Origin of the sequence: Mesorhizobium sp. M1004 (assembly GCF_040318795.1) — a bacterium.
GTDB lineage: Bacteria > Pseudomonadota > Alphaproteobacteria > Rhizobiales > Rhizobiaceae > Mesorhizobium.
Window position 1 is genome coordinate 88,891 of record NZ_JAMYNB010000001.1, and the last position, 25,313, is coordinate 114,203.

General features: G+C 62.6%; 21 protein-coding genes. 14 read left to right on the forward strand and 7 right to left on the reverse strand.

The genetic code is table 11. The annotated features are described in order from the left end of the window. Window positions 1-4: 4 nt before the first annotated feature. From NKH54_RS00405 to mgrA, 4 genes are all read left to right on the forward strand, one after another. On the forward strand, window positions 5-1,105 hold the full coding sequence (locus NKH54_RS00405) for an ABC transporter ATP-binding protein (protein ID WP_023704231.1): 1,101 nt from the start codon (window positions 5-7) through the stop codon (window positions 1,103-1,105). A gap of 118 nt (window positions 1,106-1,223) precedes the next feature. Continuing rightward, the gene (locus NKH54_RS00410; RefSeq protein WP_023691997.1) at window positions 1,224-1,970 is read left to right on the forward strand and encodes a sugar phosphate isomerase/epimerase family protein; all 747 of its coding nucleotides are present in this window, start codon (window positions 1,224-1,226) and stop codon (window positions 1,968-1,970) included. Between the two features lie 11 nt (window positions 1,971-1,981). Further along, window positions 1,982-3,124 carry a Gfo/Idh/MocA family protein gene (locus NKH54_RS00415; RefSeq protein ID WP_023683032.1) on the forward strand — a complete coding sequence of 381 codons (1,143 nt, stop codon included), beginning with the start codon at window positions 1,982-1,984 and terminating at the stop codon, window positions 3,122-3,124. Window positions 3,125-3,181: 57 nt separating this feature from the next. Next, the gene (gene mgrA / locus NKH54_RS00420) at window positions 3,182-4,228 is read left to right on the forward strand and encodes an L-glyceraldehyde 3-phosphate reductase (RefSeq protein WP_353027526.1); all 1,047 of its coding nucleotides are present in this window, start codon (window positions 3,182-3,184) and stop codon (window positions 4,226-4,228) included. A gap of 76 nt (window positions 4,229-4,304) precedes the next feature. Here mgrA and NKH54_RS00425 read toward each other — a convergent pair whose 3' ends face one another. Further along, window positions 4,305-5,396: a S1 family serine peptidase gene (locus NKH54_RS00425; RefSeq protein ID WP_353027527.1), complete on the reverse strand. Its 1,092-nt coding sequence runs from the start codon at window positions 5,394-5,396 to the stop codon at window positions 4,305-4,307. A gap of 402 nt (window positions 5,397-5,798) precedes the next feature. On the opposite strand from NKH54_RS00425, the gene NKH54_RS00430 reads away from it, so the two are divergent. Continuing rightward, entirely contained in the window at window positions 5,799-6,878 is a 1,080-nt protein-coding gene (locus NKH54_RS00430) for a trypsin-like serine peptidase (protein ID WP_353027528.1), read from the forward strand. Between the two features lie 188 nt (window positions 6,879-7,066). Beyond that, window positions 7,067-8,869, forward strand: coding sequence for an MORN repeat-containing protein (locus NKH54_RS00435; protein WP_353027529.1), 1,803 nt, complete (start codon window positions 7,067-7,069; stop codon window positions 8,867-8,869). A 29-nt stretch (window positions 8,870-8,898) separates the two neighbouring features. Here the strand turns inward: NKH54_RS00435 and amrB are convergent, their stop codons facing one another. The 5 genes from amrB to NKH54_RS00460 form a co-directional block, all read right to left on the reverse strand. Beyond that, entirely contained in the window at window positions 8,899-10,617 is a 1,719-nt protein-coding gene (gene amrB / locus NKH54_RS00440; RefSeq protein WP_353027530.1) for an AmmeMemoRadiSam system protein B, read from the reverse strand. A 149-nt stretch (window positions 10,618-10,766) separates the two neighbouring features. Continuing rightward, complete coding sequence (locus NKH54_RS00445) at window positions 10,767-13,769, reverse strand: hypothetical protein (RefSeq protein ID WP_353027531.1); 3,003 nt, start codon at window positions 13,767-13,769, stop codon at window positions 10,767-10,769. A gap of 33 nt (window positions 13,770-13,802) precedes the next feature. Continuing rightward, window positions 13,803-14,516, reverse strand: a complete 714-nt coding sequence (locus NKH54_RS00450) for a DUF4760 domain-containing protein (RefSeq protein ID WP_023700125.1) — start codon at window positions 14,514-14,516, stop codon at window positions 13,803-13,805. Continuing rightward, window positions 14,513-14,893, reverse strand: a complete 381-nt coding sequence (locus tag NKH54_RS00455) for a hypothetical protein (protein ID WP_245261352.1) — start codon at window positions 14,891-14,893, stop codon at window positions 14,513-14,515. The genes NKH54_RS00450 and NKH54_RS00455 overlap by 4 nt, the downstream gene beginning before the upstream one ends. 101 nt (window positions 14,894-14,994) lie before the next feature. Beyond that, the gene (locus tag NKH54_RS00460; protein WP_352460452.1) at window positions 14,995-17,214 is read right to left on the reverse strand and encodes a caspase family protein; all 2,220 of its coding nucleotides are present in this window, start codon (window positions 17,212-17,214) and stop codon (window positions 14,995-14,997) included. 293 nt (window positions 17,215-17,507) lie between these two features. Between NKH54_RS00460 and NKH54_RS00465 the strand changes: the two genes are divergently transcribed. Further along, the gene (locus NKH54_RS00465) at window positions 17,508-17,912 is read left to right on the forward strand and encodes a Fur family transcriptional regulator (RefSeq protein WP_023669789.1); all 405 of its coding nucleotides are present in this window, start codon (window positions 17,508-17,510) and stop codon (window positions 17,910-17,912) included. A gap of 203 nt (window positions 17,913-18,115) precedes the next feature. Here the strand turns inward: NKH54_RS00465 and polA are convergent, their stop codons facing one another. Continuing rightward, window positions 18,116-21,043, reverse strand: a complete 2,928-nt coding sequence (gene polA, locus NKH54_RS00470) for a DNA polymerase I (RefSeq protein WP_023700122.1) — start codon at window positions 21,041-21,043, stop codon at window positions 18,116-18,118. A gap of 444 nt (window positions 21,044-21,487) precedes the next feature. Between polA and NKH54_RS00475 the strand changes: the two genes are divergently transcribed. The 7 genes from NKH54_RS00475 to NKH54_RS00505 all read left to right on the forward strand — a co-directional run bounded on the left by NKH54_RS00475 (window position 21,488) and on the right by NKH54_RS00505 (window position 25,190). Further along, window positions 21,488-22,873, forward strand: coding sequence for a M20/M25/M40 family metallo-hydrolase (locus NKH54_RS00475; RefSeq protein ID WP_353027532.1), 1,386 nt, complete (start codon window positions 21,488-21,490; stop codon window positions 22,871-22,873). Between the two features lie 77 nt (window positions 22,874-22,950). Further along, a complete protein-coding gene (locus tag NKH54_RS00480) occupies window positions 22,951-23,571 on the forward strand; it encodes a ribonuclease D (RefSeq protein WP_023698188.1) in 621 nt (206 codons plus the stop codon). An 80-nt stretch (window positions 23,572-23,651) separates the two neighbouring features. Next, window positions 23,652-23,858, forward strand: coding sequence for a hypothetical protein (locus tag NKH54_RS00485; protein WP_023683046.1), 207 nt, complete (start codon window positions 23,652-23,654; stop codon window positions 23,856-23,858). Window positions 23,859-23,963: 105 nt separating this feature from the next. Next, complete coding sequence (locus NKH54_RS00490) at window positions 23,964-24,218, forward strand: GlsB/YeaQ/YmgE family stress response membrane protein (RefSeq protein ID WP_023683047.1); 255 nt, start codon at window positions 23,964-23,966, stop codon at window positions 24,216-24,218. 25 nt (window positions 24,219-24,243) lie between these two features. Beyond that, entirely contained in the window at window positions 24,244-24,390 is a 147-nt protein-coding gene (locus NKH54_RS00495; RefSeq protein ID WP_023683048.1) for a hypothetical protein, read from the forward strand. 143 nt (window positions 24,391-24,533) lie between these two features. Continuing rightward, the gene (locus NKH54_RS00500) at window positions 24,534-24,716 is read left to right on the forward strand and encodes a type II toxin-antitoxin system HicA family toxin (protein ID WP_023669780.1); all 183 of its coding nucleotides are present in this window, start codon (window positions 24,534-24,536) and stop codon (window positions 24,714-24,716) included. Between the two features lie 63 nt (window positions 24,717-24,779). Next, window positions 24,780-25,190, forward strand: coding sequence for a type II toxin-antitoxin system HicB family antitoxin (locus NKH54_RS00505; protein WP_023669779.1), 411 nt, complete (start codon window positions 24,780-24,782; stop codon window positions 25,188-25,190). The last annotated feature ends 123 nt before the right edge of the window (window positions 25,191-25,313 follow it).

Genomic DNA, 25,313 nt, shown 5'->3' on the forward strand with positions numbered 1-25,313 from the left:
GGCGATGACGGCAGCCAACGGCACCAGCGTTTCGATCCAGGACCTGTCCCTGAACTTCGGCTCTGTATCGGTGCTGCAGACCCTCAATCTCGAGGTCGCAGAGGGCGAGTTCATCGTGCTGCTCGGTCCCTCGGGCTGCGGCAAGTCGACCTTGCTCAACTGCATCGCCGGGCTGCTCGATATTTCCGAAGGCCGCATCTTCATCAAGGGCAAGAACGTCACCTGGGAAGAGCCCAAGGATCGCGGCATCGGCATGGTGTTCCAGTCCTATGCGCTTTATCCGCAAATGACGGTGGAGAAGAACCTGTCGTTCGGCCTGCGCGTTGCCGGCGTGCCCAGGGACGAGATCGCCAAGCGCATCGCCCGCGCCGCCGAGATCCTGCAGATCGAGCCGCTTTTGCAGCGCAAGCCCGCGGCCTTGTCCGGCGGCCAACGCCAGCGCGTGGCGATCGGGCGGGCGCTGGTGCGCGACGTCGACGTCTTCCTGTTCGACGAGCCACTATCCAATCTCGACGCCAAGCTGCGCTCGGAACTGCGCGTCGAAATCAAGCTTCTGCATCGCAAGCTGCAGAACACCATGATCTACGTCACCCACGACCAGATCGAGGCGATGACGCTGGCCGACCGTATCGCGGTCATGCGCGGCGGCGTCATCCAGCAGCTTGACGCGCCGCAGACGATCTATAACCGGCCGGTCAACCGGTTTGTCGCCGGCTTCCTCGGCTCGCCGGCGATGAATTTCCTCGAAGGGGAGCTGGAGGCCAATGCTGCTCCAGTGTTCAGGACCGACGGTGTTTCGGTGCCGCTCGATCGCTATACCTTTGACGGCACGGAGCGCCCGGCCGGCGCTTGCGTGCTGGGCATCCGGCCTGAACATATCGCTTTCGGTGACGCGGCGAAGTCGATGCCGTTTTCCGCCGGCGGTTCGGTCGAGATCGTGGAGCCGATGGGTTCCGACACGCTGGTGTGGACGAAGCTTGCCGGCCGCAACCTCTCCTTCCGCGTCGAGGCGGAACGGACGCTGCGCAGCGGCGATCCGATCCAGTTCGGTTTCGATCCGGCGCGCGCCTCGCTGTTCGACGCTGCGACCGGCAATCGCCTGTGACCCTCTAGAATCATCCGCAAACCATCCTCCCAAGAACGATCCCCCTAAAACGATCTCGCGAAAACGATCCCCCGAAAACATCCCCAAGCCTTAACCACCCAAGAAACGGACAGAGACGATGAACTGGTCATTCCAACTCTACAGCGCCCGCAATTTCCAGCCGTGGGACGGCATCCTGAAAATGCTTGGTAAGCTCGGCTACAAGGAAGTCGAAGGTTTCGGCGGCGTCTATGACGACCCCAAGGCGTTCCGCGCCGAACTCGACAAGAACGGGCTTTCGATGCCGACCGGACATTTCTCGATCGATGCGCTGGAGAATGATTTCGACGGCGTACGCAAAACAGCCGACGCACTCGGCATCACGCTCGTCATCTGTCCCTATCTGCTGGCCGAGCAGCGGCCGGCCGACGCTGCCGGCTGGCGCGGCTTTGGCGAGCGTCTGGCCAAGGTCGGCGAGACCGCAAAAAAAGCCGGCTACGGCTTTGCCTGGCACAACCATGATTTCGAGTTCAAGACACTCGCCGACGGCTCGGTGCCGCAGGATCACATCCTGTCGGCTGCGCCCGACATCGGCTGGGAGATGGACGTCGCCTGGGTAATCCGCGGCGGCGTTGATCCGCTGCCGTGGATCGAAAAGCACGGCAAGCGCATCAGCGCCGTCCATGTCAAGGACATGGCCAAGTCAGGCGAAGGCCTTGACGAGGACGGCTGGGCGGATGTCGGCCACGGCACCATCGACTGGGCCGGCCTGATCAAGACACTTCGGGCGAAGAGCGCGGCCAAATATTACGTCATGGAACAGGACAACCCCAACGACATCGAGCGCTTCGCCAGCCGCTCGCTCGCATCCGTCAAGGCTTACTAGGAACAATCATCATGGCAAAGAAACTGGGTATCGGCGTCATCGGCTGCGGCAACATCTCGAAAGCGTATTTCTCGCTGGCGCCTCTGTTTCGCGGCATCGAGATGCGCGCCTGCGCCGACATCAACATGGACGCGGCAAAGGCACGGGCGAAGGAGTTCAAGCTGCGCGCCGAGACCGTCGAAGAACTGCTCAAGGATGACGAGATCGACATCATCGTCAACCTCACCATCCCGGCGGTGCACTACGGGGTGTCGAAGCAGATCCTCGATGCCGGCAAGCACGTCTATTCGGAAAAGCCGTTCGTGCTGTCGGTCAAGGAAGGGCTCGACCTCAAGAGCCGGGCCGAGAAGAAAGGGCTGCGCATCGGTTCGGCTCCGGACACTTTCCTCGGCGGCGCGCACCAGCTGGTGCGCAACCTCATCGACACCGGCGCGCTCGGCAAGATCACCAGCGGCACCTGTCATGTGATGGGCCACGGCATGGAGCACTGGCACCCCAATCCCGATTTCTTCTTCCAGCCGGGCGCCGGGCCGGTGCTCGACATCGGGCCCTACTACATCACCAACCTGATCCAGCTGATCGGGCCGGTGAAGCAGGTGGCGGCCTTCGCGACAACGCCTGCCAAGGAGCGCACGATCTCGTCGAAACCGCGCGCGGGCGAGAAAATCCCGGTCAACACGCCGACAACGATCCACGGCCTGCTGGAGTTCGAGAACGGCGCCGTGATCACGCTCAACACCAGCTGGGACGTCTGGGCGCATGGTCACGCGCCGATGGAACTCTATGGTGAGACGGGCACGGTGTTCGTGCCGGATCCGAATTTCTTCGGTGGCGACGTGCGCATAACCAAGGCGGCAAAACCGGTGAAGAAACTGCCGAAATGGCAGCATCCGTTCGGCGTGCCCAACGAAATGCACGGCCAGGGCATGATGGCCAACTACCGCACCGCAGGCCTTGCCGACATGGCGCTGGCGATCGCCGAGGGCCGGCCGCATCGTTGCTCGATGGAGCTCGCGCTGCATGCCGTCGACGTCATGACCGGCCTGTTGCGGTCGGGCGAGACCGGCAAGTTCGTCGCCATGCAGACCAGCTGCGAGCGGCCGGCTGCACTCGGCGTCAAGGACGCAAAAGAACTGTTGGCGAAGCAGAAATGAGGTAGAAGGGTGTCGGCGCGCTCGCGCCGACACCCATACAATCCAGGATCTGTACCCATGCGCTGGCAGCCGGCTGAACACCGCTATGAGAAAATGCTCTACAACAGGTGCGGGCGATCCGGCCTGAAACTGCCGGCGATCTCGCTCGGCCTGTGGCACAATTTCGGCAACGACACGCCACACAAGACCAAGCAGGCGATCGCGCGCAAGGCCTTCGATATCGGCATCACCCATTTCGATCTCGCCAACAATTACGGCCCGCCGCCGGGCTCGGCCGAGATCGCCTTCGGCGAGATATTGCGCACCGACTTCGCCGGCTATCGCGACGAGCTGATCATCTCGACCAAGGCCGGCTATGAGATGTGGGCAGGGCCTTACGGCGAATGGGGCAGCCGCAAATATGTGCTGGCGAGCCTCGACCAGAGCCTGAAGCGGATGGGGCTCGACTATGTCGACATCTTCTATTCGCACCGCTTCGATCCGGATACGCCGCTTGAGGAAACGATGGGCGCGCTCGACCATGCGGTGCGTTCCGGCAAGGCGCTCTATGCCGGCATCTCGTCCTACAATTCGCAGCGCACGCGCGAGGCGGCCGACATATTGAAGCAGCTCGGTACGCCCTGCATCATCCATCAGCCGAGCTATTCGATGCTCAACCGCTGGGTCGAAGAGGACGGACTGCTCGATACGCTGGAAGGGCTCGGTGTCGGATCGATTGTGTTCTCGCCGCTGGCACAAGGCATGCTGACCGACAAATATCTCGGCGGCATCCCCGAGGGCAGCCGCGCCAGCCAAGGCAAGTCGCTGCGGCCCGCCTTCATCAACGAAAAGACCATCGCCAACATCCAGGCGCTGAACGCGATCGCCGGCAAGCGTGGCCAGACGCTGGCGCAGATGGCGCTAGCCTGGGTGCTGCGCAAGGGCCGGGTCACCTCGGCGCTGATCGGCGCCAGCCGGCCCGAACAGGTCGAGGACTGCGTCGGCGCGCTCAAGGTGCTCGAGTTCAGCGATGCCGAGCTCGCCGAAATCGACACTTACGCACGCGAGTCCGACATCAATCTGTGGGCGGCGTCGGCCGAGCGCAAAGGCCCGCCGCGGAAGTAAGCGGAACAGCCGGCACCGGACAACAAAACGGCGGGAAAGATCCCGCCGTTTTGCGTTTATCAAGCTTCGGGCCCGTTCAGGGCTTCTTGGCCGTGCCGAGACCGGCCTTGGGCGCCGCCGCGGCTGCCGGAGCCGGGGTCTTCATCTTGGCTTCGATCCAACCCGTATAGTTGGCCAATCGCGTGTAGATGCCATAGGCATTCTTGTGGCCGCAAGCGGCGGTGCCGTCGGACGGACCTTCGCCCCAGGAGACGACGCCGACCTGGACCGGACCGCTGGCGCCGGTCATGAACAGCGGACCGCCGCTGTCGCCGTTGCAGGCGTCGCGTTCGCCGCTGTCGGTGCCGGCGCAGATCATGTTCTTGGTCAGCGGATCCGACATATCGGCGGCGATCGCATTGGCGGCGGCATCGATGCCCTTTTCCGAATAACGCATCCGGTGGGAGAGATCGCCAAGTGCCGCCTTTAGGTCATGCGCATAGATCGACTTGATGCCGCTGTTGCAGGCAGCGCTCGGCTCGAGATCGAGATCGGCCACCATCAGCGCGGTCGGGAAGGTGCCGTCCTGCATCTTGCCCCAGCCGATGACCGTGGTCTTGCCGCTGTCTGGCGTCGGCTCATTGGTGATCTTGATGACCGGCGCATCGGCGGGCTCCGCCAGCCGGAGCAGGCCGAGATCATTGTCCAGCGTCTGTTCGCTGTAGCCCTCGTTGACGATGACCTCGACCACCTTGTAGCGCTTGCCTTCGGTAAGATCGGTGGCGCCGGTCAGCACGGTCACCGTGTCGGGCGAAATCGGCCGGCCCTTGTCGTTGAGGCAGTGCGCCGCCGTCAGCACCCATTGCGGAGCAATCAGGCTGCCGCCGCAGAATTGCGCGTTCGGCTGCGAGGCCGGGCTGGGGTCCAGCCGGGCGCTGGTCAGCAGCGCCACCTGGAACGGATAGGCCCCTTTGTCGGCTTCCTTGCCGCCATAGACGCGGTCGGCGCCGTCGGGGTTCTCGGCCTTGGCCTTGTCCCGGGCTTCGGCAACGCGCTGCATCGGCGAGACCGCCGCTTCCGGCCTGACGGCGTCGTCGGCTGCATAGAGCGCGTCGACAGCGGGGAAAGCGGCCGCGATGCCCAGCAGCGATGCAGCGGCAAGCGGCCTGAACCGATGGATAATGTTCACCTTGAAACCCTCCTGAGATGAAAATTGCCGAGCCATGCCGCCATGACGCATAACCAACAGAAGCGGTACCGGTACCTCGATCGCCTTCCGCCAGAACGAACGACGTCCGCGCGGCCATAAAACCGAAATACCACTTTTGCTAATCGTGCCCCATCGGGCAGAGCCCACCCAAACCCTATAGCCCCCCACGGCCTACGTGGAAGCGATTTGTCATTGCCAATGTTGGATTATTTTAGGCAGTATATCGACGCGGGTGCGTTTGGCGGAGGGCTTTAACGAGGCCGCCCGGACCGATGATCCGATACGGGCGGGTAACCAAACTAATTTTTTAACTCCACCACGATCTCGACAATATTTCTGTATTTTGCTCCACTCCTTGCTGACTTTTGGGAGAGTCTCACCATGACGAAACTGACAAGCACTATCATTGCGTCCGCACTGCTATCCACCGCACTGTGGACGATGCCTGCCTTCGCCGCCGAACCCGGCTCAGCGAATGCCGGCAATGGCGAAAGCATGCGCGATCTCGGAACGGGCGACTACCAGCCCGGCCGGGCAAAGCCGATCGCTCCGCCGAAACTGACCGAAGATGAAGCCAGCCGGGCAGCGCCGCTGACCGACGAGGGCACGGCGGTCAAATCCTATGGCATCGTCGGACGTTCCGCCGATGGCAAGGACATCAAGATCGATGCAGGCGAGACGCTGAAGGACCTTGTCATCAAGGAATTGAACGCGCCCGCCAACACACCGAACGCCGACAAGACCGGACTGACGGGCGGCGACGAAGCCGGCCGCCAGGTGTTCGGGGCCGACGACCGCGAGCAGATCAAGAACACCAAGACCTACCCGTTCACCGCGATCGGCTATATCGAAGGCAAAGCCAAGAGCGGTTACGGCAGCTGTTCGGGGACTTTGATCGGTCCGCGCACGGTGCTCACCGCCGCGCATTGTCTCTACAGCAATGAAGACAAGGCTTGGCTCGACGACGTCATCTTCGTGCCGTCGCTCAACGGCAACACCGCCGACGATGCACCGTTTGGCGCTTTCAGCTATGAGAGCGTCTACATCCTGCAGGGCTTCATCGACAATTATCAGGGTTACTACGGCTCGGTCATTCCGTGGGACCTCGGCATCATCACGCTGAAGCAGGATGTCGGCACCAATCTCGGCTGGCTGGGTTATGCCAACTATGAGAACCTCGGCGATTTCACCGCCAACATCGTTGGCTACCCCGGCGACAAGCCGATGGGTACGATGTGGAAGGCGACCTGCGAAGTGAAAGCCGAAAACATCGGCGCGGAGTATTTCCAGTACGACTGCGACACCTATCCGGGGTCGAGCGGCAGCTCGGTCTACGCCTATGACAATGGCGCCAAGCAGCGCGTCGTCACCGGCGTGAACGTGGCCGAAAGCCCCAACGCCAACACAGCGGTGCGCCTGAACGCTGCCAACGTGGCGTGGATCAACAGCCTGTACAAATAAGGCCCGATCTTTCGCCGGCAAACAGCGGCGAGAAACAGCATTAGCAAACCGGCGGCGGGACGTTCCTGCCGCCGGTTTTTTTGTATCGGAACACCTCTCTTGCACTGTGTTACAGCGGTGCTTACGCTAGGCGATCCAAGGGGTTGGGTAAGATGGCGCGGGCAAGAATGATCTTCGGAGTCAAAGCGATGGCGGCTGCATCCATGCTGGCCGCACTGACATGCTTTTCCGCTATGGCCGATCAAGGCGGTGCCACACCCGATGGCGCCTGGGCCGAGCGGGTGCAAATCCTCTATAAAAGCGAAACACGTTCGGTGCTGCGCAAGAATGTACGGGTCTGGGATTCCCACCCGGAATTGGGTCTTGATTTCACCTGGGAGCCGGCAGCCGGCGTGTCGCCGGACCGCACCGTCGCAGCCGACGGCACCGTCAACGGCAAGGGCAGGCTGGTCTGGCGCGTACGCGGCTCGGCGAGCTATGACCCCAAGACGATCTATTCCAGCTATTTCGGCGAGATCAGGAATGGCCGCCCCGAAGGACAAGGCCGGCTGGAGCTGCGTTCAGGCGAGATTCTCGACGGCCGTTGGGTCGCCGGCCAGCTCTACGGCCATGCGATCCATGTCGATGCCGACGGCAATCGCTATGAAGGGCAATTCAGGGCCGGTGTGCCGAATGGCGAGGGCAGGCTGGAGACGAAGACAGGCGAGATATTCGTCGGCTCTTTTGCCGATGGGCTGAAGGACGGCAAGGGCCGCACCCGGCTGTCCGGCGGCACCGTCTACTGGTCGCAATGGGCGATGGGCAAGGAGATCGGCGGTGCGCGCCCCGACGTGCTGGCCGATGCCAGAGTGGGCGGGTTGCTCAAGGCGCAGACCGGCGGCGGTTCCGCCGACAAGGTCGAGATCGGCATTGCCGTCGACCAGCGCATGACGCAGCAGGCCGACATGCAGTACCAGCATCTGGTGCGCGACGAAGACATCGCGATCTATCCGGTGTCGGACCAGTACAACGATGCCTGGAACGGCACCGGAGAGATTCGTACCGGCAATGTCTATGAAGGCATGGACTGGGAGACGGCGCCGGCCTTCGCCGAAGTCGACCTCAAGACCACCGACCGGTCGAGGGTCAAGATCGACAGCCTGGAAATGAAGGTGGCCGCGAGCGAGGCCTACCGCAAGCCGATGCTGTCGATCAGCGAGCACTATGGCTGCGTCGGCTTCCGCCCCGACTTCTCGATCGTCAACAATGGCTGGGGCGACGTGAAAGACATGAAGATGTCGATCCAGTTCACCAGGACCGACGAGCAGGACAACGCGACCGGCGAGCCGAGCCGCATGTTCACGAAGGACATCGGCACTTTCGGCGATGGCGTCGACGTCTCGATCAAGGACGTGCTGACTGAAGCCGGCGTCGACACAACCACGCTCGAGACCGAGCGCTTCACTTGCCCGTCAAGGGACAGCCTGGATGTCTGCCGCGCCCAGGTGGCCAACAAGGTCAAATTCGGCGACGTTGCCGATTACATCAGCGGCAGCGTCGAGAAAATGAGCGTGACCGGGATTGGCAAGCTCGATTATTCCTGGGCGGACGATCAGGGCGCTGTCTACCAGCAGAGCGAGCCGTTTCGCGTCATCGTCTCGCTGGTCAGCATCGAGGTCCCAGAATCGCTCGCCGAATGCGGCGATGGCGGCGGCGCGTCGCCCGAAGCGCTGCGCTACCAGAACATCGAATTTCCGATCGGCAAGACCGATTACAGCATCCCCATGCCGGTGCGCGGCAACAAGAATCTCAGCGCCTACACGGCACGGCTGAAAATGTGGTCGTCAATGTCGTCGATCCATCGCTTCAGCATCGCCGCCCATTTCGCCGATGGCAGCACACGCGAGAGCAAGCCGGCCACGTTCTTCTATTTCAGGCCGAAGCAGTCGCTGTTCGAAACCAGCACCAAGCCGGCGGTCTGCTATCTGCCGGAAGATCTGCAAGGCTGTTGAGGTCCTGTCACGTCCTTTCGGGAATCGCGTCATTTCGAGCCCATCTCGAAAAAATTGGGCAGCGGGATCAGCCGGGCAAAGATCGTGCCCTGGCTGAACACCCTGAGTTCCAGCATCGACCCGGACGATCGTTCGGCTTTCTGGTCGAACAGGAAATTGCCGAGCGAATAGATCTCCGCAACATCGCCACCGCCGAGCGGCAGGATCGCCTCGCTCGATACATGTGGATGACCGCCGACGATTGCCGTGACACCGCGCAGCCGCATCTGGTCGGCAAGCATCTCCTCGTGCGGCGACGGCTCCGTCTTGTACTCGCGGCCCCAATGGACGAAGGCAATCACCGGCCGCTCGGCATTGTCGTGCAGCAGCCGGTCGAGCAAAGCAGGCGTCAGAAGGTCGGTGTTCCTGGAGCCGTTGGTATCGATGTCGGTCAGCCCGACCAAGTCGAGATCGGCAAGCGCCAGCGTCTCGCCCTGGCCGAAATGGGCGATGCCGGCCGCATCGAGTGCGGCCAGCGTCTCGGCATAGCCTGACGGGCCGAGGTCGTAGGCGTGATTGTTGGCGAGGCTGACAGCGGCGACATGCAATTTCTTGAGCATGTCGATGGCGAGGTCTGCGGGCATGGCCAGCGTCATGTCGTCGATCGCCTCAGGGACGTTGGGCAGGATCACGCCTTCGAGATTGACGATCAGCGGCCGCGAGCGGGTCAGGGCCAGCACGCTGTCGACGATCTTCTCGGCAACACCGTCGCGGACCACGATCCTCATCATGGCGCGACCGAAATTCACGTCGCCGGCGAAATAATAGAGCTTGTCGTCGGGACGGGCAGGATTGTTCAAGCCGGGGCCGAAGGCGCCGAACAGCGCCACGACATAGCTGGTGGTGCGCTCGACATAGTCGCTTGAATGCGCCTGCGAGTTCTCGTTGGCGACGACCAGCGGCGCAGCACCGAACAGTTCGCGCTGCAGCCTGGTCTGGATATAGAGCGCACCGACCGAATCGGCGTGATCCGGCTGGCGCAGCGCCGTGATGCCGTCGAGCGAACCGGCGGCGAGCATGTTCAGCGTCTGCTGGTCGAAACGCCTGGCTTCGTGCTGCGGCAGATAATGTGAGAAATCGGTGGATTCGACGATCAGCGTGTCCTTGTCGACGATCGCTTTCAGCGCCTGCGCCAGCCGGTCCCAGTCGCCGCGCTTCGCCTTGACCGACATCGCCACCGGCACGATGGTTGCCTCGGGAAAATAATGGTGCAGGAAGGGCAGCATGGCTTGAACGCCGTGCTCCTTGGCGAAGAGGCAGGAGTCCTCGACCATCTCGCTGTTCGCCTGGATAAGGCGCAGGGCTGCCGTGTCGGCCAGGACCGGGCCAAGCACAGTGTCGAAGCCGCGCGTCGTGGTGGCGAAGAGTTTCTGCGTCTTATGGAAATGGTCCGGCGACAGGATGACGATGCGCTTGTAGCGGAAGCCGGACGCGGCGTGGAAACCGAGTGCGACGAGATCTGCGACGAGCAGGTGGTGGGGGACTGTGATGCCGGTGAGGCGTTGGTTGGACGGCTCGATTCTGGCGACGGCGGCGATGGCGTCGGTGAAGAGTGTGGGGTCGGAGTAGAAGGACGGGAAGTTTGTGTCGCCGGGCGGGCAGGTGATGGGGGCGGCAGACGCTTGAAGCACTGAGAGGATAAGCAAGGCGGTGGCAAAGATCAGAATGCTGGTCCGTGCCCAGGCACCCCCCGCTGTCCTGCCGGACATCTCCCCCGCAAGGGGGGAGATTGGATGTCGCCTCGACTTTCGCCAATCACCAACCTTGAAAATAGATCTCCAGCAATGAAGAGACTGATCTCCCCCCTTGCGGGGGAGATGGCCGGCAGGCCAGAGGCGGGTGCCTGGGTGCCGACCTCTCACGGCTCAGCCAGCACAATGTTCTCCACGCCGCCGACATAGTAGAACGGCTTCTGCTTGGACGCGGTCAGCCGCAGCACTTCGCGCGAGATGTAGTCGGCGAGGCCGAACAGCGTCACGCCGCCGTCGGAGGTCTTGGCCCGGCCGCGCAGGCCTTCGAGGATCGAATAGGTGAAGACGCCATGGCCGAGCTCGGGCAGTTCGGCGGCGGTGTTGTTGGCAGCGGTGGCCGAGAAGACGACGATGCGTGCGTCCTGCGCGTCTTTTTCCAGGCGCGGGTTGAAGGCGTTGGCGGCGTGGCAGGTGTCGAGCAGCATGAAGCGCATGCCCTTGGCCCGCTCAACCGATTTCTGGATGTCGCCCCAGTCGACCAGCGAGGAGCGCTTCCAGCGGTCGGCATCCTGTTTGCGGCCGTCCGTGGGGATGAAATAATAATCTTCGTCGATGTTGATGCCGTGACCGGCGACGAAAATGATGGTGGTGTCGTTCTCGCCGGGTCTGTCGAGAAAGTCGGCGAGCTGGTCGTTGATCGTGTCGGAATCCGGTTCCAGGATGGTGTCGGCGCTGGCGACCTTGAACACGTCCTTGCCGGAATCGGGCGCCTCATCCAGCGCTTCGCGGTTGACCAGAACCAGCGTCTCCATCGCCGAAAACAAGGGCGCGGATTTCTGCGAGATCACCTTGAGGAATTCGGTGGCGTCATCGACGGGATAGCGCAGATCGCAGGCGTGGCCGGCGCATGCATCGGTGAGGAAAGGATATTTGTCGACGCCGATCACGGCGACGTAGAGCTTGCCCTTGTTGGCGGGCTTTTCGGTTTTCCTGCCAAGTGCTGTGACACTGCGCTCGGTCAGATAGCCGAACTCGTTGGTGCCGGTGATGCGAATGGTATTTTCGCCATTCTCGACCGGCACTTCGACGATGGTGCTCTTGCCGCCATCGGCCGAGCGCGCCGTGACATTGCCGACATTGCGGCTGTTCGACAGGATCGAAAATCCGGCGACATCGGCGCCGGCTTCCTGCGCGCCCGAAATCTCGACGGCGACATAGCCCTCGCGGACGTTGCTCTGGTCGGCGGCAAGCTTGATGCCGAATTCCGGCGGTTTGCGCTCGAGCAGCTTTTCCAGCTGGCGGTCGACGCCGGGGCGCATTTCCTGAACCGCCTGTTCGGCGCTGCGCAGGATGATGGCCCGGCGCACCATTTCCGGGCTCCAGAGATATTTTTTCAGCTGGCCGGCGCTGATGAAACGCCCTTCGTGGTCGCGACCCTGATTGACGTGCCAGCCTATCAACTTGTCGCCGTCGGCGGAGGAATAATAGTAGCCCTGCGGCATCCAGGCGATCCATTCGGAGCCGGCGAAGAACATCGACACTATCAGTTTGTGTGTCTTCAAATTCCACAGCCGCACGGTCTGGTCGGCGCTGCCGGTGACCAACAGCCCTTCCTTCTCGGCGGCAACCATGGCGTTGATCTCGCCGGTGTGGCCGGTGAATTCACCCGATAGCTCGGCGGTCGCGGTTTTGTATTCCAACAGCGTGCCGTCGCTGCCGCCGGTGATCAGGCCAAGCCCATTGCCGATCAGCGTGTAAGCCGAATGGACGAAGCCATTGGTGGCGGCATTCTCGATGCTGTGCATCACCTTTCCGCCGCTCGCGATTTCGAGCACGGCATTCTCCAGGCCGTCCTTGCCGCCGGGGGCAGCACGGAGCGACCACTCACCCTCTGCGAGTGCCGCGCGGGCATAGGCGCCCTGTTCCGCAAACGCCACCGGGTCCTCGAAGAACCGCTCGGCCGTCGGTAGCGCCAGCACCTTGTCCAGCGTGCCCTGCAGCTCGGGACAGGACACGCGTTCAGGGCAGGGGTTGGTGTTGCCCCAAGCGATGGAGCTGCTCGCCGCATCGATCCCGATCGCCGTCACCGGTTCGCCGACCCCTTGCAGCAGCGCCTTGCGCTCGCCGGTCATGGGGTTCCAGACCTGGATGGCGTTGCGGGTGCCGCCGGCTGTCGCCACCAGCGAGCCGTCGGCATTGCCGGCGCCAGCAAAGACCGTGCCGTCATGGCCGTTATAGTCGAGCAGTTGCTCGCCGCTGTCGGTATTCCAGACCACCGAGCGATGCTTGTCGGCGCAGCGATAGCTGCATGACGCCACAAGCCGCGAACCCGTCGCGAAGCTCAGAGCGCCGATCTGGAAATCCTGCTTCGGCATGGCGCGGACGAATTTGCCGGTGCTGGCCTGCCAGAGCTGGACGTCGCCGTCCTTGCTGCCGGTGGCGAACAGGCTGCCATCCAATGACACGGCGAGTGCGGCGACGCCGACATCGCGCAGCGGTTCGGCCTCGGCGGGCAAAGCGATTTCCTCTGACTTGGCGACGTCCCAGAGCCGGATGCCATTGTCGGTGGTCGTCGCTGCCAGCCGGGTTCCCGCAGCGGCGAAGGCGAGCTTTTCCACACGCCAGGAATCGGCATCGAATTTTTCCGCCAGCGTCCAGCCCGACGCGGATTTGTCGTCCGCCCGCCAGAGGTAGACGAAACCATCGCCACCGCCGGCGGCGAGCGTGTTTCCGTCGGGTGAAAAGGCGACATCATAGATGGCATAGTCGGCGGCCTTGAGCACGGTTTTGATCCTGCCGGTGGCGAAATCGAACAGCCTGATATCGCCATAAGGGGGCTTGTCGCCGATGCCGGCGCCGAAATAACCGCCGGCGGCGATCGTCTTGCCATCCGGCGACACGGCAATCGCAAAGACCTTGCCGTCATTGCCATTGCCAAGATAGCCGCGAATGGTGCGCAGCGTCACCCCGCTCTGCCAGTCCCAGATGCGGATGGTCTTGTCGTCAGATGCGGAGACCAGTTCCTCGCCGTCCGGCGTGAAGGCAAGGTCGGTGACCCTGGCGCTGTGGCCGCCGGTGTTGAGATCGAGGTGGAAATCGAGGTCCTCGGCACCGGCGGTTGACGTTAACGCCAGAAGACCGACCAGGATTAGCCACCGGATAGCACGCAAGGGATGGGAGCTGCCCGGCACCTTGTTGCGCCGCTATTTGGAGTCGGCGGGCGGCGCCGACCCGTGACGCACATAATTCTCGATCGCCTGGGCATAACTGGCGGAACCGGCCTTGCGCTCTTTTTCGATGTAGCCGGCAAAATAGCTCCAGAACGACACCGCATAGTCGCGGAAATAGGCATCGGCGACATCGCGCGAACAGAGCTTGCCCTCAACGCAGATGGAGAGACGATTGAGGAAATAGACGATGCGATCAAAATTGTCGTTGAAATCGGCGATCGGCATGGTGCCGCCGCCGGCAGTCATCGCCTCAATGCCAATGCGTTGCCGGAAGACCCGTTCCTCGGTCGGCGACGGCGTGGCGCTGAGCAGATTGTCGTATTTGGCGTTGAGCGACGAGAGGCGCTCCTTGAGCGCGCGCTGCGCCTGCTGAAAATCCTTGCTTTCCCAAAGCTCGACCAGCGACATCGTCTGCTCGACGCGCTTCTGTTCCTGGTTTGCCAGAAACTGGAAGACCGAGAAGCCCAAGGTGAAGACGATCGCCAGGCGCACGGCGAGACCCGACCAGGCATAGATCAGCATGCGCCAGTCGCGGTCGGTGAACGGGTTGGCTTCCTTCTTGATCTCGTGACTGCTCGGCCACGGAAAGCCTTCGGTGGTTTCGGGCAAGGTCGCCGGCTTCTTGGCCGGTGCCGGCGCCGATGTGGCTGGCGATTTTTGCGTTGCAGTGCCCCCCGGCTTTTTCATCCGCAGCTGTCCAGTCGGATAATGGCGGTGGGATCGAGCACGATGCCGGGTGTCTCCAGCTTCTTTTTCAGGCAATCGAGCTGCGTGCGCGAAATCATGAACTGCACGTCCGGTTCGGCAGCCGCCTTGCTGGGTGACGGCAAGGGCTCGACCACGCCGCGCGAGGCGCAGCTGGAGAGATCGACGACAACGGCCGTGTTGCCGGTCTTGGCGATCTGGTCGTACTGGTCGAGAAAGCAGGTGGCGAGCTCGGAGTTGGTGACGATCTGCTTGGCGCACAGGCCGCAATTCTCGTCCGCCGAGGCGCTGGCAACCAGCAACAGGCTTCCGGCAAGGCCGGCCGTCGCTGCACGCCAGGAGAGCACGGGGATAGTCACTGATGTCCTCATCTGTTGCATTCAGCCGCGGCGCATAGAAGTGTCGCGAGCCGGGAATGTTCATATATCACGCCGGCAAGAGCCGGCGAAGCGATGTCAGGTCAGGCGCGGGGCACCGTCTCCATCGGGAAGATCATCACCGCGCCTTTGGGACCGCTCTCGTCGGCAAGCCGCATCACCGAGCGCGTCGCCGGCGCCATGCCGATGTCGGCCAGCATGTCGGAAAAACCAGGCGTTCCCGATGCGGCACGCGTCACGGCGCGCACGCCTTCCTGGGCAAGAAAGCTCAGATCCTCTTTCTCGCTCTGCGGCGGCGCCTCGGTCAGCACGGCAATCATGCGCTCCATGCCGAAGCTGGTGTCGGTGAAGGCGAGCAGCCCTTCCTTCAGGCCCTGATCGGCCTGCTGGTTGATCGGCGCCAGCCGCTCGGCGACGATATGGGTGATCGAATAGTCGCTGCCGATGTAGAGCACGTTGATGTCGACGAACTCGTCGGACCCGTTCTTGGCCGCAATGTGTACCTGATCGCCCGGCGAAACGCGCGGCACCGTCGAGGATTCGATCGGCTCCAGCACATCGCTGTCCTGGCGCTTGATCAGGAACTGGACGCTGACCTCGTCCGGCCGGTAGTCGGACGCCGCGGCGAGCCGCGACAGGCCGGTGGCGCGGAAGATCGTGGTCAGGTTCTTGGCTGTGTTTTCCGCAAGCTTGTCGCGGCCATCCTGATGGATGACGATGCGCGGCGGCTTGCTGCCGTCCTTCAAGCTGATGTCGCCGGACGCCGGCAGGAACCACAGCGCCGGTTCGTCGCTGGCGTTGGCGGCAGCGCCGTCCATGGATTTTTCGCGCAGCACCGCAAGCCGCAGATCGGCGCTCTTGCCGGGCTCGACCAGCGCGATGTGGAAGCCGGACTTCGGCTTCGCCACCAATTCGTCCAGAACCGAATTGACCAGCTCGGTTTCTTTATCGAGCCCTGCGGTCGGCGCCGGCTTTGCCACCAGCAGCTTGTAGTCGACTGCGAGTTCGGCAACGCGCGCATAGGCGCCGGCGGGCACCGCCGTCGGCGCAAGCGCCGGCTTGCCGTCGAATTCGACCGGTGCGAGCTGGCTTTCGAGGTTTTTTGCCAATTTCACTTCGAGATAGCCGACGGCGTCGGAGAGCTTCGACAGCGCCGAAGGCAAAATGGCGAGCTTGCTGCCGGGGGTCAGACCCTGCAGCAGCCCGGCGCCGATCGCGACATCGCCGTCCTTGACGGCAATCGGCCATTGCATGACGGCGTCGGTCTTGTCGGTGCCGAACACGCGGGCGTCCAGTTCGCCCTCGAACAGGGGCGTCGGCCTTGTGCGGCCGTCGGCCGAATATTGCTGCAGCACGGCCTGGCCGAGCTGGCGATAGGTGACGTTGGGGTTCTCGGCCAATTTCGACAGGATGGTGAAGGTGAACAGGCCGAAGCGCGGCGCGTCGGGCGTGCCCTTGGGCAGCGGCATTTCCGGCGTCGTCTCGACCGTCTGCGCGGCATAGAAGGCGACCAGCTTGCCCCTGGCGATCGGCTCTGCGCCGGTCGGCGTCAGGTTGAAGGCCGGCTTGCGGCCGCCATTCTCGTCGAAACCGCGCGATGCGCTTGCCGAGATGTCGTCATAGGCCTTCACCGCCGCTGCTCTCGCCGCGTTGTCGCCGCCGACGAGGTCGGCGAACTCGACCTTGCGCTCCAGTTCGTCATCGACTTCCGCGGCGCGCGTCGCGGTGCCCGAATGGCAGCAGTCGAACACCACCCAGACAAAGGCGCCCTTGTCGCGGATGGCGTCGAGTGCGGCGCCGACCTCGTTGTCGACCAGCGCGTTCGGCACGCCCTCTTCGCGGTTGATCCATTTGTCGATATCGGACGGCAGGAAAATCTCGTCGAGGCCGTCGGTCTCGTCACCGGCCTTGGCTTGCGGCTGCTGGGCGCCGTGGCCCGACAGATGCAGATAGACGAAATCGTCGCGTTGCACCTTGCCGGCGAGGTCGGCAAGGGCGGCCTTGATCGCCGCATGCGTCGGCGGGCCGTTGGCGCCTTCGACGTCCTTGGCGAGCAGGATCACATTCTCGGCCGAGAACTTCACCGGATCGGGCGTGTTCTTCAGGAGATAGTCGCGCACCAGGCCGGCATCGTTCTTCGGCCCGATCAGCCAGTTCTTCTGCGGCAGGTTCGGATAGTCGGTGCAGGCAACCAGCAGCGCGTGATAGGTGCGCGAGGCGGCGAGAGCGCGGAACGAAACCGTACCGGCAGCCACAAGCGCCGACGTGCCGACGAGCAGCGTCCGTCGTGTCAGTTTGATCATAATTGCTTCCCCAAGCCCGATCGAATTTGCAAGTGCGGCACCTTTCGTCGCGAATTTTGTCAGTATTTTGAATGTGGTCGGTGCCGTCAATCGGCGGTGGTGGTCATGGTGTCGATGGCGATAACGGAAACAGTGGCAAAAAGCCTGCTTCATCGCTATCTCAAGAGAATTGAGACCGTCGCATGGCAGAAATGATTTGCGAGCGGCGCTGGATCAAACAGATGGAACGATGTCGTCCGAGAACCGCTCCACACTTTTCGGCATCATGCTCTAAACGATCGGAAAACGGGATCATGGCGGCAAGGGATGTGCTGACGAAGAATCAGCTGAGCGTGCTCGAAAAGCTCGAGGCCGCCAGCGGACCGCTCAGCGCCTATACGCTTCTCGACCAGCTGCGCGAGCGCGGTTTCCGCGCGCCGCTACAGGTTTACCGGGCGCTCGACAGCCTGGTGAAGTCAGGCTTCGTGCACCGGTTGGAAAGCCTCAACTCCTTCGTCGCCTGCGCCGAACCGCACGACCATACGCATTCGATGACAGCCTTCGCTATCTGCGACACATGCGGGCAGGTGATGGAGATGTCCGACCATGACGTCGACCATCGGCTGGACGAATGGGTGCGCTCGACCGGGTTTGCTGCGAAGAAGGCGGTGATCGAGTTTCGAGGGACGTGTGCCAAGTGCCTGGCTGAGGCTGCCTAACGTTTCGACGCTGGCGGGACAGCACCCCCTCTGTCCTGCCGGACATCTCCCCCGCAAGGGGGGAGATTGGCAGTTCAAGCGCTGCGCCCATTGCAGCAACGTCGGAGATTGGCGAAACCGGAAGTGGCGGCTGATCTCCCCCCTTGCGGGGGAGATGCCCGGCAGGGCAGAGGGGGGTGTGAAGGATCGCGGCGTATCCGGCGCTAATGCGCCTCGTCCCAGTTGTTCGCTGCGCGGGCATCGACATGCAGCGGCACCGACATCGAGATGGCCGGCATCGGCGCGTTCTCCATCACCCTGCGCACCACGGGGATCGTCGCCTCGACTTCCGCTTCAACCGTCTCGAAGATCAATTCGTCATGCACCTGCAAGAGCATGCGGGCGGACAGGCCGGCCTTTTCCAGCGCCTCGTCCATATGCACCATGGCGCGGCGGATGATATCGGCAGCGGTGCCTTGCAGCCTGGCGTTGATCGAGGCGCGCTCGTTGAAGGCACGGATCGACGGGTTTGACGACCGGATCTCAGGATAGTGGATGCGGCGGCCGAAGATGGTTTCGACGAAGCCATGCTCGCGGGCATAGGCTTTTGTTGCCTCGATATAGTCGCGGATGCCGGGGAAACGCTCGAAGTATTTCTTGATGTAGGCGCCGGCCTCCTCGCGCGGGATCGACAGCTGGTTGGCCAGCCCAAAGGCCGAGATGCCGTAGATGATGCCGAAATTGATCGCCTTGGCGCGGCGGCGCACTTCGGAAGGCATGCCTTCGACCGGCACGTTGAACATTTCCGAGGCGGTGATGGCGTGGATGTCGGCGCCATTGGCGAAGGCCTGCTTCAACTGCGGGATCTCGGCGACGTGGGCAAGCACGCGCAGTTCGATCTGGCTGTAGTCGGCCGAGACCAGTTTCTGGCCCTTGTCGGCGATGAAGGCCGTCCTGATCTTGCGTCCCTCCGCGGTGCGCACCGGGATGTTCTGCAGATTGGGATCGGAGGAGGACAGCCGGCCCGTCGTCGTTGCGGCCAGCGCATACGATGTGTGCACGCGCCTGGTGTCGGGATGGATGAAGCCGGGCAGCGCGTCGGTGTAGGTCGATTTCAGCTTGGTCAGCTGGCGCCAGTCGACGATCTTGCGCGGCAGTTCGTGGCCTTCGGCGGCGAGGTCTTCCAGAAGCTGCGCGGAGGTCGACCATTGCCCGGTCTTGGTCTTGGAGCCGCCGGGCAGGCCCATGCGGCCGAACAGGATGTCGCCGAGTTGCTTTGGCGACCCGATGTTGATGCGCTCGCCGACAAGGCCGTAGATCTCCTCCTCCAGCCGTGCAGCGCCTTGCGCCAGCTCGCCGGAGAGCCGCGACAGGATCTGGCGGTCGACCGAGATGCCGCGCTGTTCCATCCGCGCCAGCACCGGCACCAGCGGCCGTTCCAGCCGCTCATAGACCGAAACCAGGCCCTTGGCGGCAAGTCGCGGCTTCAGCACCTGCCATAGCCGCAGCGCTACGTCGGCATGGCCGGCGGCGTAGGCGGTCGCCCGGTCGATGTCGACCTGCTCGAACCCGACCGAGCTTCTGCCGGAACCGGCGAGATCCTTGAGCGGCGTCGTGGCATGGCCGAGCCATTTGTCGGCAAGCGAGGACAAAGTGTGGTGGCCGGTGCCGGCGTCGAGCACATAGGAAATCAACATCGTGTCGTCGAAGGGTGCGATATCGATGCCGTGGCGGCTCATGACGACGATGTCGTATTTGGCGTCCTGGGCGATCTTGAGCACCGATTTGTCTTCCAGCAACGGCTTCAGCAGCGCCAGCGCCTCGCGGACCGGAATCTGGTTCTCCAGCGTGCCGCCGCCGAGCAGGTCGCCAGCGCCGCTCTTGTGGGCGAGCGGCACATAGGCGGCGCGGCCGGGGCCGATCGCCAGGGAGAAACCGATGAGGTCGGCCAGCATCGGATCGGAAGACGTGGTTTCGGTGTCGAAGGCGACGGTTCCGGTCTCCTTGGCTTGGGCCAGCCAGGTCTTGAGCGTTGCCGTGTCGCGGATGGCGACATAGGCGGCAGGATCGATTTTGGCCGCGGCGGCCGTTTCCAGGCGAAGTGCGGCAAGCAGCGAAGGCGCGTCCCCGGCCCTTGCGGTTTCGGATTTGGCTTCATCCTGTGTTGCCGCAGGCACCGGTGTGCCGGAGCCGACATCGGGGCCGTGCGCGGTGTCGGCGCGCTCGACGGTGACGGCGACAGCCTGCACATCGCCGGCTTCGGTGCTGGTCGCCTCGGCCACACGGCGGGTCAGCGAGGTGAATTCCATGGTTTTGAGAAAGCCGATCAGCTTCGGCCCATCCGGCGCATGCAGCACGAAATCGTCGAGCCCGTCGGTCACCGGCACGTCGTTCTTCAGCGTCACCAGCTGGCGCGATATGCGCGCCTTGTCGGCATTGGCGATGATGGATTCGCGCCTCTTGTCCTGCTTGATCTCGCTGGCCCGGGCGAGCAGCCCGTCAAGGTCGCCGAACTGTTCCAGAAGCTGCGCCGCCGTTTTCGGCCCGATGCCGGGTACGCCCGGCACATTGTCGACGGAGTCGCCGGTCAGCGCCTGCAGGTCTATCATCTTTTCCGGCGGCACGCCCCATTTCTCGATGACTTCGGGGATGCCGATCTGGCGGTCCTTCATCGGGTCGTACATGCCGACCGTGGGTCCGACCAGCTGCATCAGATCCTTGTCAGAGGAGATGATAGTGGTGTCGCCGCCGGCCTCGCACGCCAGCCTGGCATAAGTGGCGATGAGGTCGTCGGCCTCGTAGCCTTCGATCTCGATGCAAGGCAGGTTGAAGGCCACGGTTGCCTGGCGGATCAGACCGAATTGCGGGATCAGGTCTTCGGGCGGTGCGTTGCGGTTGGCCTTGTATTCCGGGTAAAGATCATTGCGGAAGGTTTTCGACGAATAATCGAAAATGACCGCTAAATGCGTCGGCACGATGCCTACATCGGTGTTGCGGGCGTCCTGCATCAGCTTCCACAACATGTTGCAGAAGCCGGAGACCGCGCCGACCGGCAGCCCATCGGATTTGCGGGTCAGCGGCGGCAGCGCATGATAGGCGCGAAAGATGTAGCCGGAGCCGTCGATAAGGAAGAGATGGTCGCCTTTTTTCATGCCGGCAGGGATAGCGCGGCAGGACGGCGCGGTCCATGGCAAAGGCGGGCTTCCAACAGGTGTTGCGGCGACATGCTGACAGAGCCTGCCTGCCGATAGGTCCTGCTGCTGTTTGCCTCGGCGCTCACGGCTATGTTACAAAAGTGTAATTTTTGTGCCCTTGAAACGCCACGATCCGAGACACAAATAAAGGTCATCGGCAGTTTTCGCCGAGTCCGGAGCAAGGCCCGTCCCCCGCCTATCCCGGACAATTGCGGCAGCCTATCCCCCCTCTCCGGGCTGCCGCATCGTTTCGAGTAAAAGACCGCCGTGGTTCCCCTCCACCACGGCGGTTCTTTTTTGCCTTCTGACAAGTGTTTACGGTCCGTGGTCCAACGATCGCGGGCTTTTCGTTTTGATGCGCTGCCTTTACGGTCCCGGCACCGAAAAGAAAGGCCCGCAGTAATGTCCACCATTTCCTCCGTCCTCGACCGTCTCGACAAAAATCTCGACCAGAGCCTGGAGCGCCTGTTCGGCCTGCTCCGCATCAAGTCGATCTCCACCGATTCAGACTATACCGCCGACTGCCGCAAGGCCGCCGAATGGCTGGTGGCGGACCTCAAGCTGATCGGCTTCGACGCTTCGGTGCGCGACACGCCGGGACACCCGATGGTGGTTGCGCACCATGAAGGCCCCGCCGGTTCGCCGCATGTGCTGTTTTATGGCCATTACGACGTGCAGCCGGTCGATCCGATCGAGCTTTGGGAGAACGACCCGTTTGCGCCGGCGGTCAAGGAGATCGAGCCCGGTCACAAGGTAATCACCGGCCGTGGCTCGGCCGACGACAAGGGGCAGCTGATGACCTTCGTCGAGGCCTGCCGCGCCTGGAAGCAGGTGCATGGCAATCTGCCCTGCCGCATCACCATCCTGTTCGAGGGCGAGGAGGAGTCCGGTTCGCCGTCGCTGAAGCCGTTCCTCGAGGCCAATGCCGATGAGCTCAAGGCCGATTTCGCTCTGGTCTGCGACACCGGCATGTGGGGCCGCGAAACGCCGTCGATCTGCGTTTCGCTGCGCGGAATGGTCGGCGAGGAGGTCACCGTCAAGGCCGCCGATCGCGACCTGCATTCGGGCCTCTATGGCGGCGCCGCCGCCAACCCGATCCGCATCCTGGCGAAAATCCTCGCCGACATCCATGACGAGAACGGCCACATCACCATTCCCGGCTTCTATGACGGGGTCGAGGAAACGCCGTCGCAGATCCTGAAATCATGGGAAACTCTGGGCGAGACCGCCGAAACCTTCCTCGGACCGATCGGCCTCTCGATCCCGTCGGGCGAAAAAGGCCGCTCGGTGATGGAACTGACCTGGGCGCGGCCGACGGCCGAGTTCAACGGCATCATCGGCGGCTACACCGGCAAGGGGTTCAAGACGGTGATCGCGGCGGAAGCGTCGTCGAAAATCTCCTTCCGCCTCGTCCACAAGCAGGACCCCGAGAAGATCCGCGCCGCGTTCCGGGAATTCGTCAAGGCGCGCATTCCCAGGGACTGTTCGGTCGAATTCCACCCGCATGGCGGCGGGCCGGCAATTCAGCTTTCCTACGACTCGCCATTCCTGGCCAAGGCCAAGACTGCGCTGTCGGATGAATGGCCGAAGCCAGCGGTGACGACCGGCAGCGGAGGCTCGATACCGGTGGTCGGCGACTTCCAGACCTATCTCGGCATGGAATCGCTGCTGGTCGGGTTCGGGCTCGACGACGACCGCATCCACTCGCCCAACGAGAAATACGAGCTGACCTCCTTCCACAAGGGCCAGCGCTCCTGGGCGCGCATTCTCGATGCGCTGACGCGCTGAGGAGGCTGGGAAGTTTTCTTGTTGATTTTTCAGCGGATCGCGGCGAGGACGAGTTACGCCGCGATCCGGAGACAACTATGCCCGACATCCGCTTCCACAAGAACGATCTGCCCGACCTCGCCCACTACAATGTCGACGCGGTGGCCATCGATACCGAGACGCTGGGGTTGAACCCGCACCGCGACCGGCTTTGCGTGGTGCAGATCTCGCCCGGCGATGGCTCGGCCGACGTGATCCAGATCGCGCCCGGCCAGAAGAAAGCGCCGAACCTCGTCAGCCTGCTCCGCAACCGCGGCATATCGAAACTGTTCCACTACGGCCGTTTCGACCTCGCCGTGCTGTACAATGCCTTCGGCGTCATGCCGGAGCCGGTGTTCTGCACCAAGATCGCCTCGCGGCTGACCCGCACCTATACCGACCGGCACGGCTTGAAGGACATCTGCTTCGAACTGCTTGGCGTCGGCCTGTCGAAGGCGCAGCAATCGTCGGACTGGGCGGCCGAGACCCTGTCGCCCGAACAGCTCGAATATGCCGCTTCCGACGTTCTCTATCTGCACCGTCTGCGCGAGGTGCTGGCTGGACGCCTGGCGCGGGACGGGCGCACCAAGGAAGCCGACGCCTGCTTCCGCTTCCTGCCGACGCGTGCCAAGCTCGATTTGATGGGTTGGGACGAAGAGGATATTTTTGCCCACAGCTGATGGCCTTCGGATAACGCTTCCGGCAGCCTTGCAACCAGACACGCGTCGTGGCGTTCTGTCGACTCAATGAGGGGGATGACGTGGCAGACCGCAAACCGATAGCGACCGCCCCGACGGATGGATCCAAGGTCACTGTTCTGTGGAAGGACGGCGCCGGCGTCGTCAGCGAATCCGTCGGGCAATATCGCGACGGCGCCTGGTGGGTCTACACCGACAGCGATACCCAGAAAAAGGTCGACCCGACCAGCTGGCGGCCAGTCTCCAGCGACGATGACGACGATCAATGAGCGCCGCTGGCGGGTGCAACTGCTTTCGCATAGCCTGAAGTCGTTGATATCGAGGCCGATTCGGGGCCTTCCGCTCCGTAGCCTCTCTTCCTGGAGGAACGCGTCATGGGCATCGAAAGCCTTCTCATCTTCATCATAATCGGCGCCATTGCCGGCTGGCTCGCCGGCCTCATCGTCTCGGGCTTCGGCTTCGGCCTCATCGGCAACATCGTCGTCGGCATTATCGGCGCCCTGATCGCCGGCTGGCTGTTTCCAAGGCTGGGCTTCGCAATCGGCGGCGGCATTCTGGCTGCCATCATCAACGCCACGATCGGCGCTGTCATCCTGCTGGTGCTGGTCAAGGTCTTGAAGCGAGCGTGACGCTCGATACGAAACGGAGCGCGCCATGAAACAGAACACCCTCTATCTCCTCATCGGCGCGCTCTTGGTCGTGGTCATTGCGCTAGGTATCTATGTCTATCACGAGCAGACCAAGCCAAAGGGCGTGGAGCTGAAGATCGACGACAAAGGCATTTCGATCCAGCAGAATTGATGATGTCCGCCTGCGGGTGGCGCTGATTTGTCATCCAGGCATTTTACGGCGATTGGGAGTTTCCTTGTGCAAATATTTGCACATCGTGATTGACTTTCGTTTCCACTATGTGCAAAAATTTGCACATAGATTTGAGCCGAGAAATGAACGAAACCAACACCGCCAAAGTCAAGGCCCGGCTCGAGAGGGAAGGCTGGAAGAACGTCGGCGGCACGAAGCATGACAAGTACAAAAAAGACGGCATGCCGACGATCATGGTTCCTCGCCACAAGACTCTGACGCCGTTGGTAGCTCGGTCTATAGCCAAGGCGGCAGGCTGGGAATAAACCGACCTCATCGCGTTCCGAAGCCTAATGGACATAAAGTCGGAATAAGGAAAGCTGTTAGATATGTCTCGCTATGTCGCACTCGTGGATGCTGCCGACGGCTTTGTCGGCGTCTCGTTTCCCGATGCTCCTGGCTGCGTCGCGCAGTCGGAAAGCCGGGACGAGGCTGTAAAGGACGCTATGGCCGCGTTGGCCGAATGGGTGGCTGAAGAAATCGCGGACGGCCGTAAAATCCCCACTCCTCGCAAAGTCGAGGCGCTTTTAGAAGATGCTGAGGTTCGAGCAGCGCTCGCCGCTGGCGCTATCTTGATGTCCGTGCCCTTGATCCGAGATGCCGGCCGTCCGGCCCGGGCCAATATCTCGTTGGATGCCGGTTTGCTCGCCGAGGCTGACGAAACAGCCAATCGGTTGGGGGTCACCCGATCGGCCTTTGTCGCCGCCGCGTTGCGAGACAAGATCCGTCAAACTGTTTGAACAGTGATCTCGGGCACCCGCCAAAGTACCGCGTTGCCGACGCCTGTTAGCCAGCGGCAGCGGATTTTAGAAATTCTTAAGGAATTTCAGAAGGGTGCATAAACCCTGCTTTAACGCGCCCTT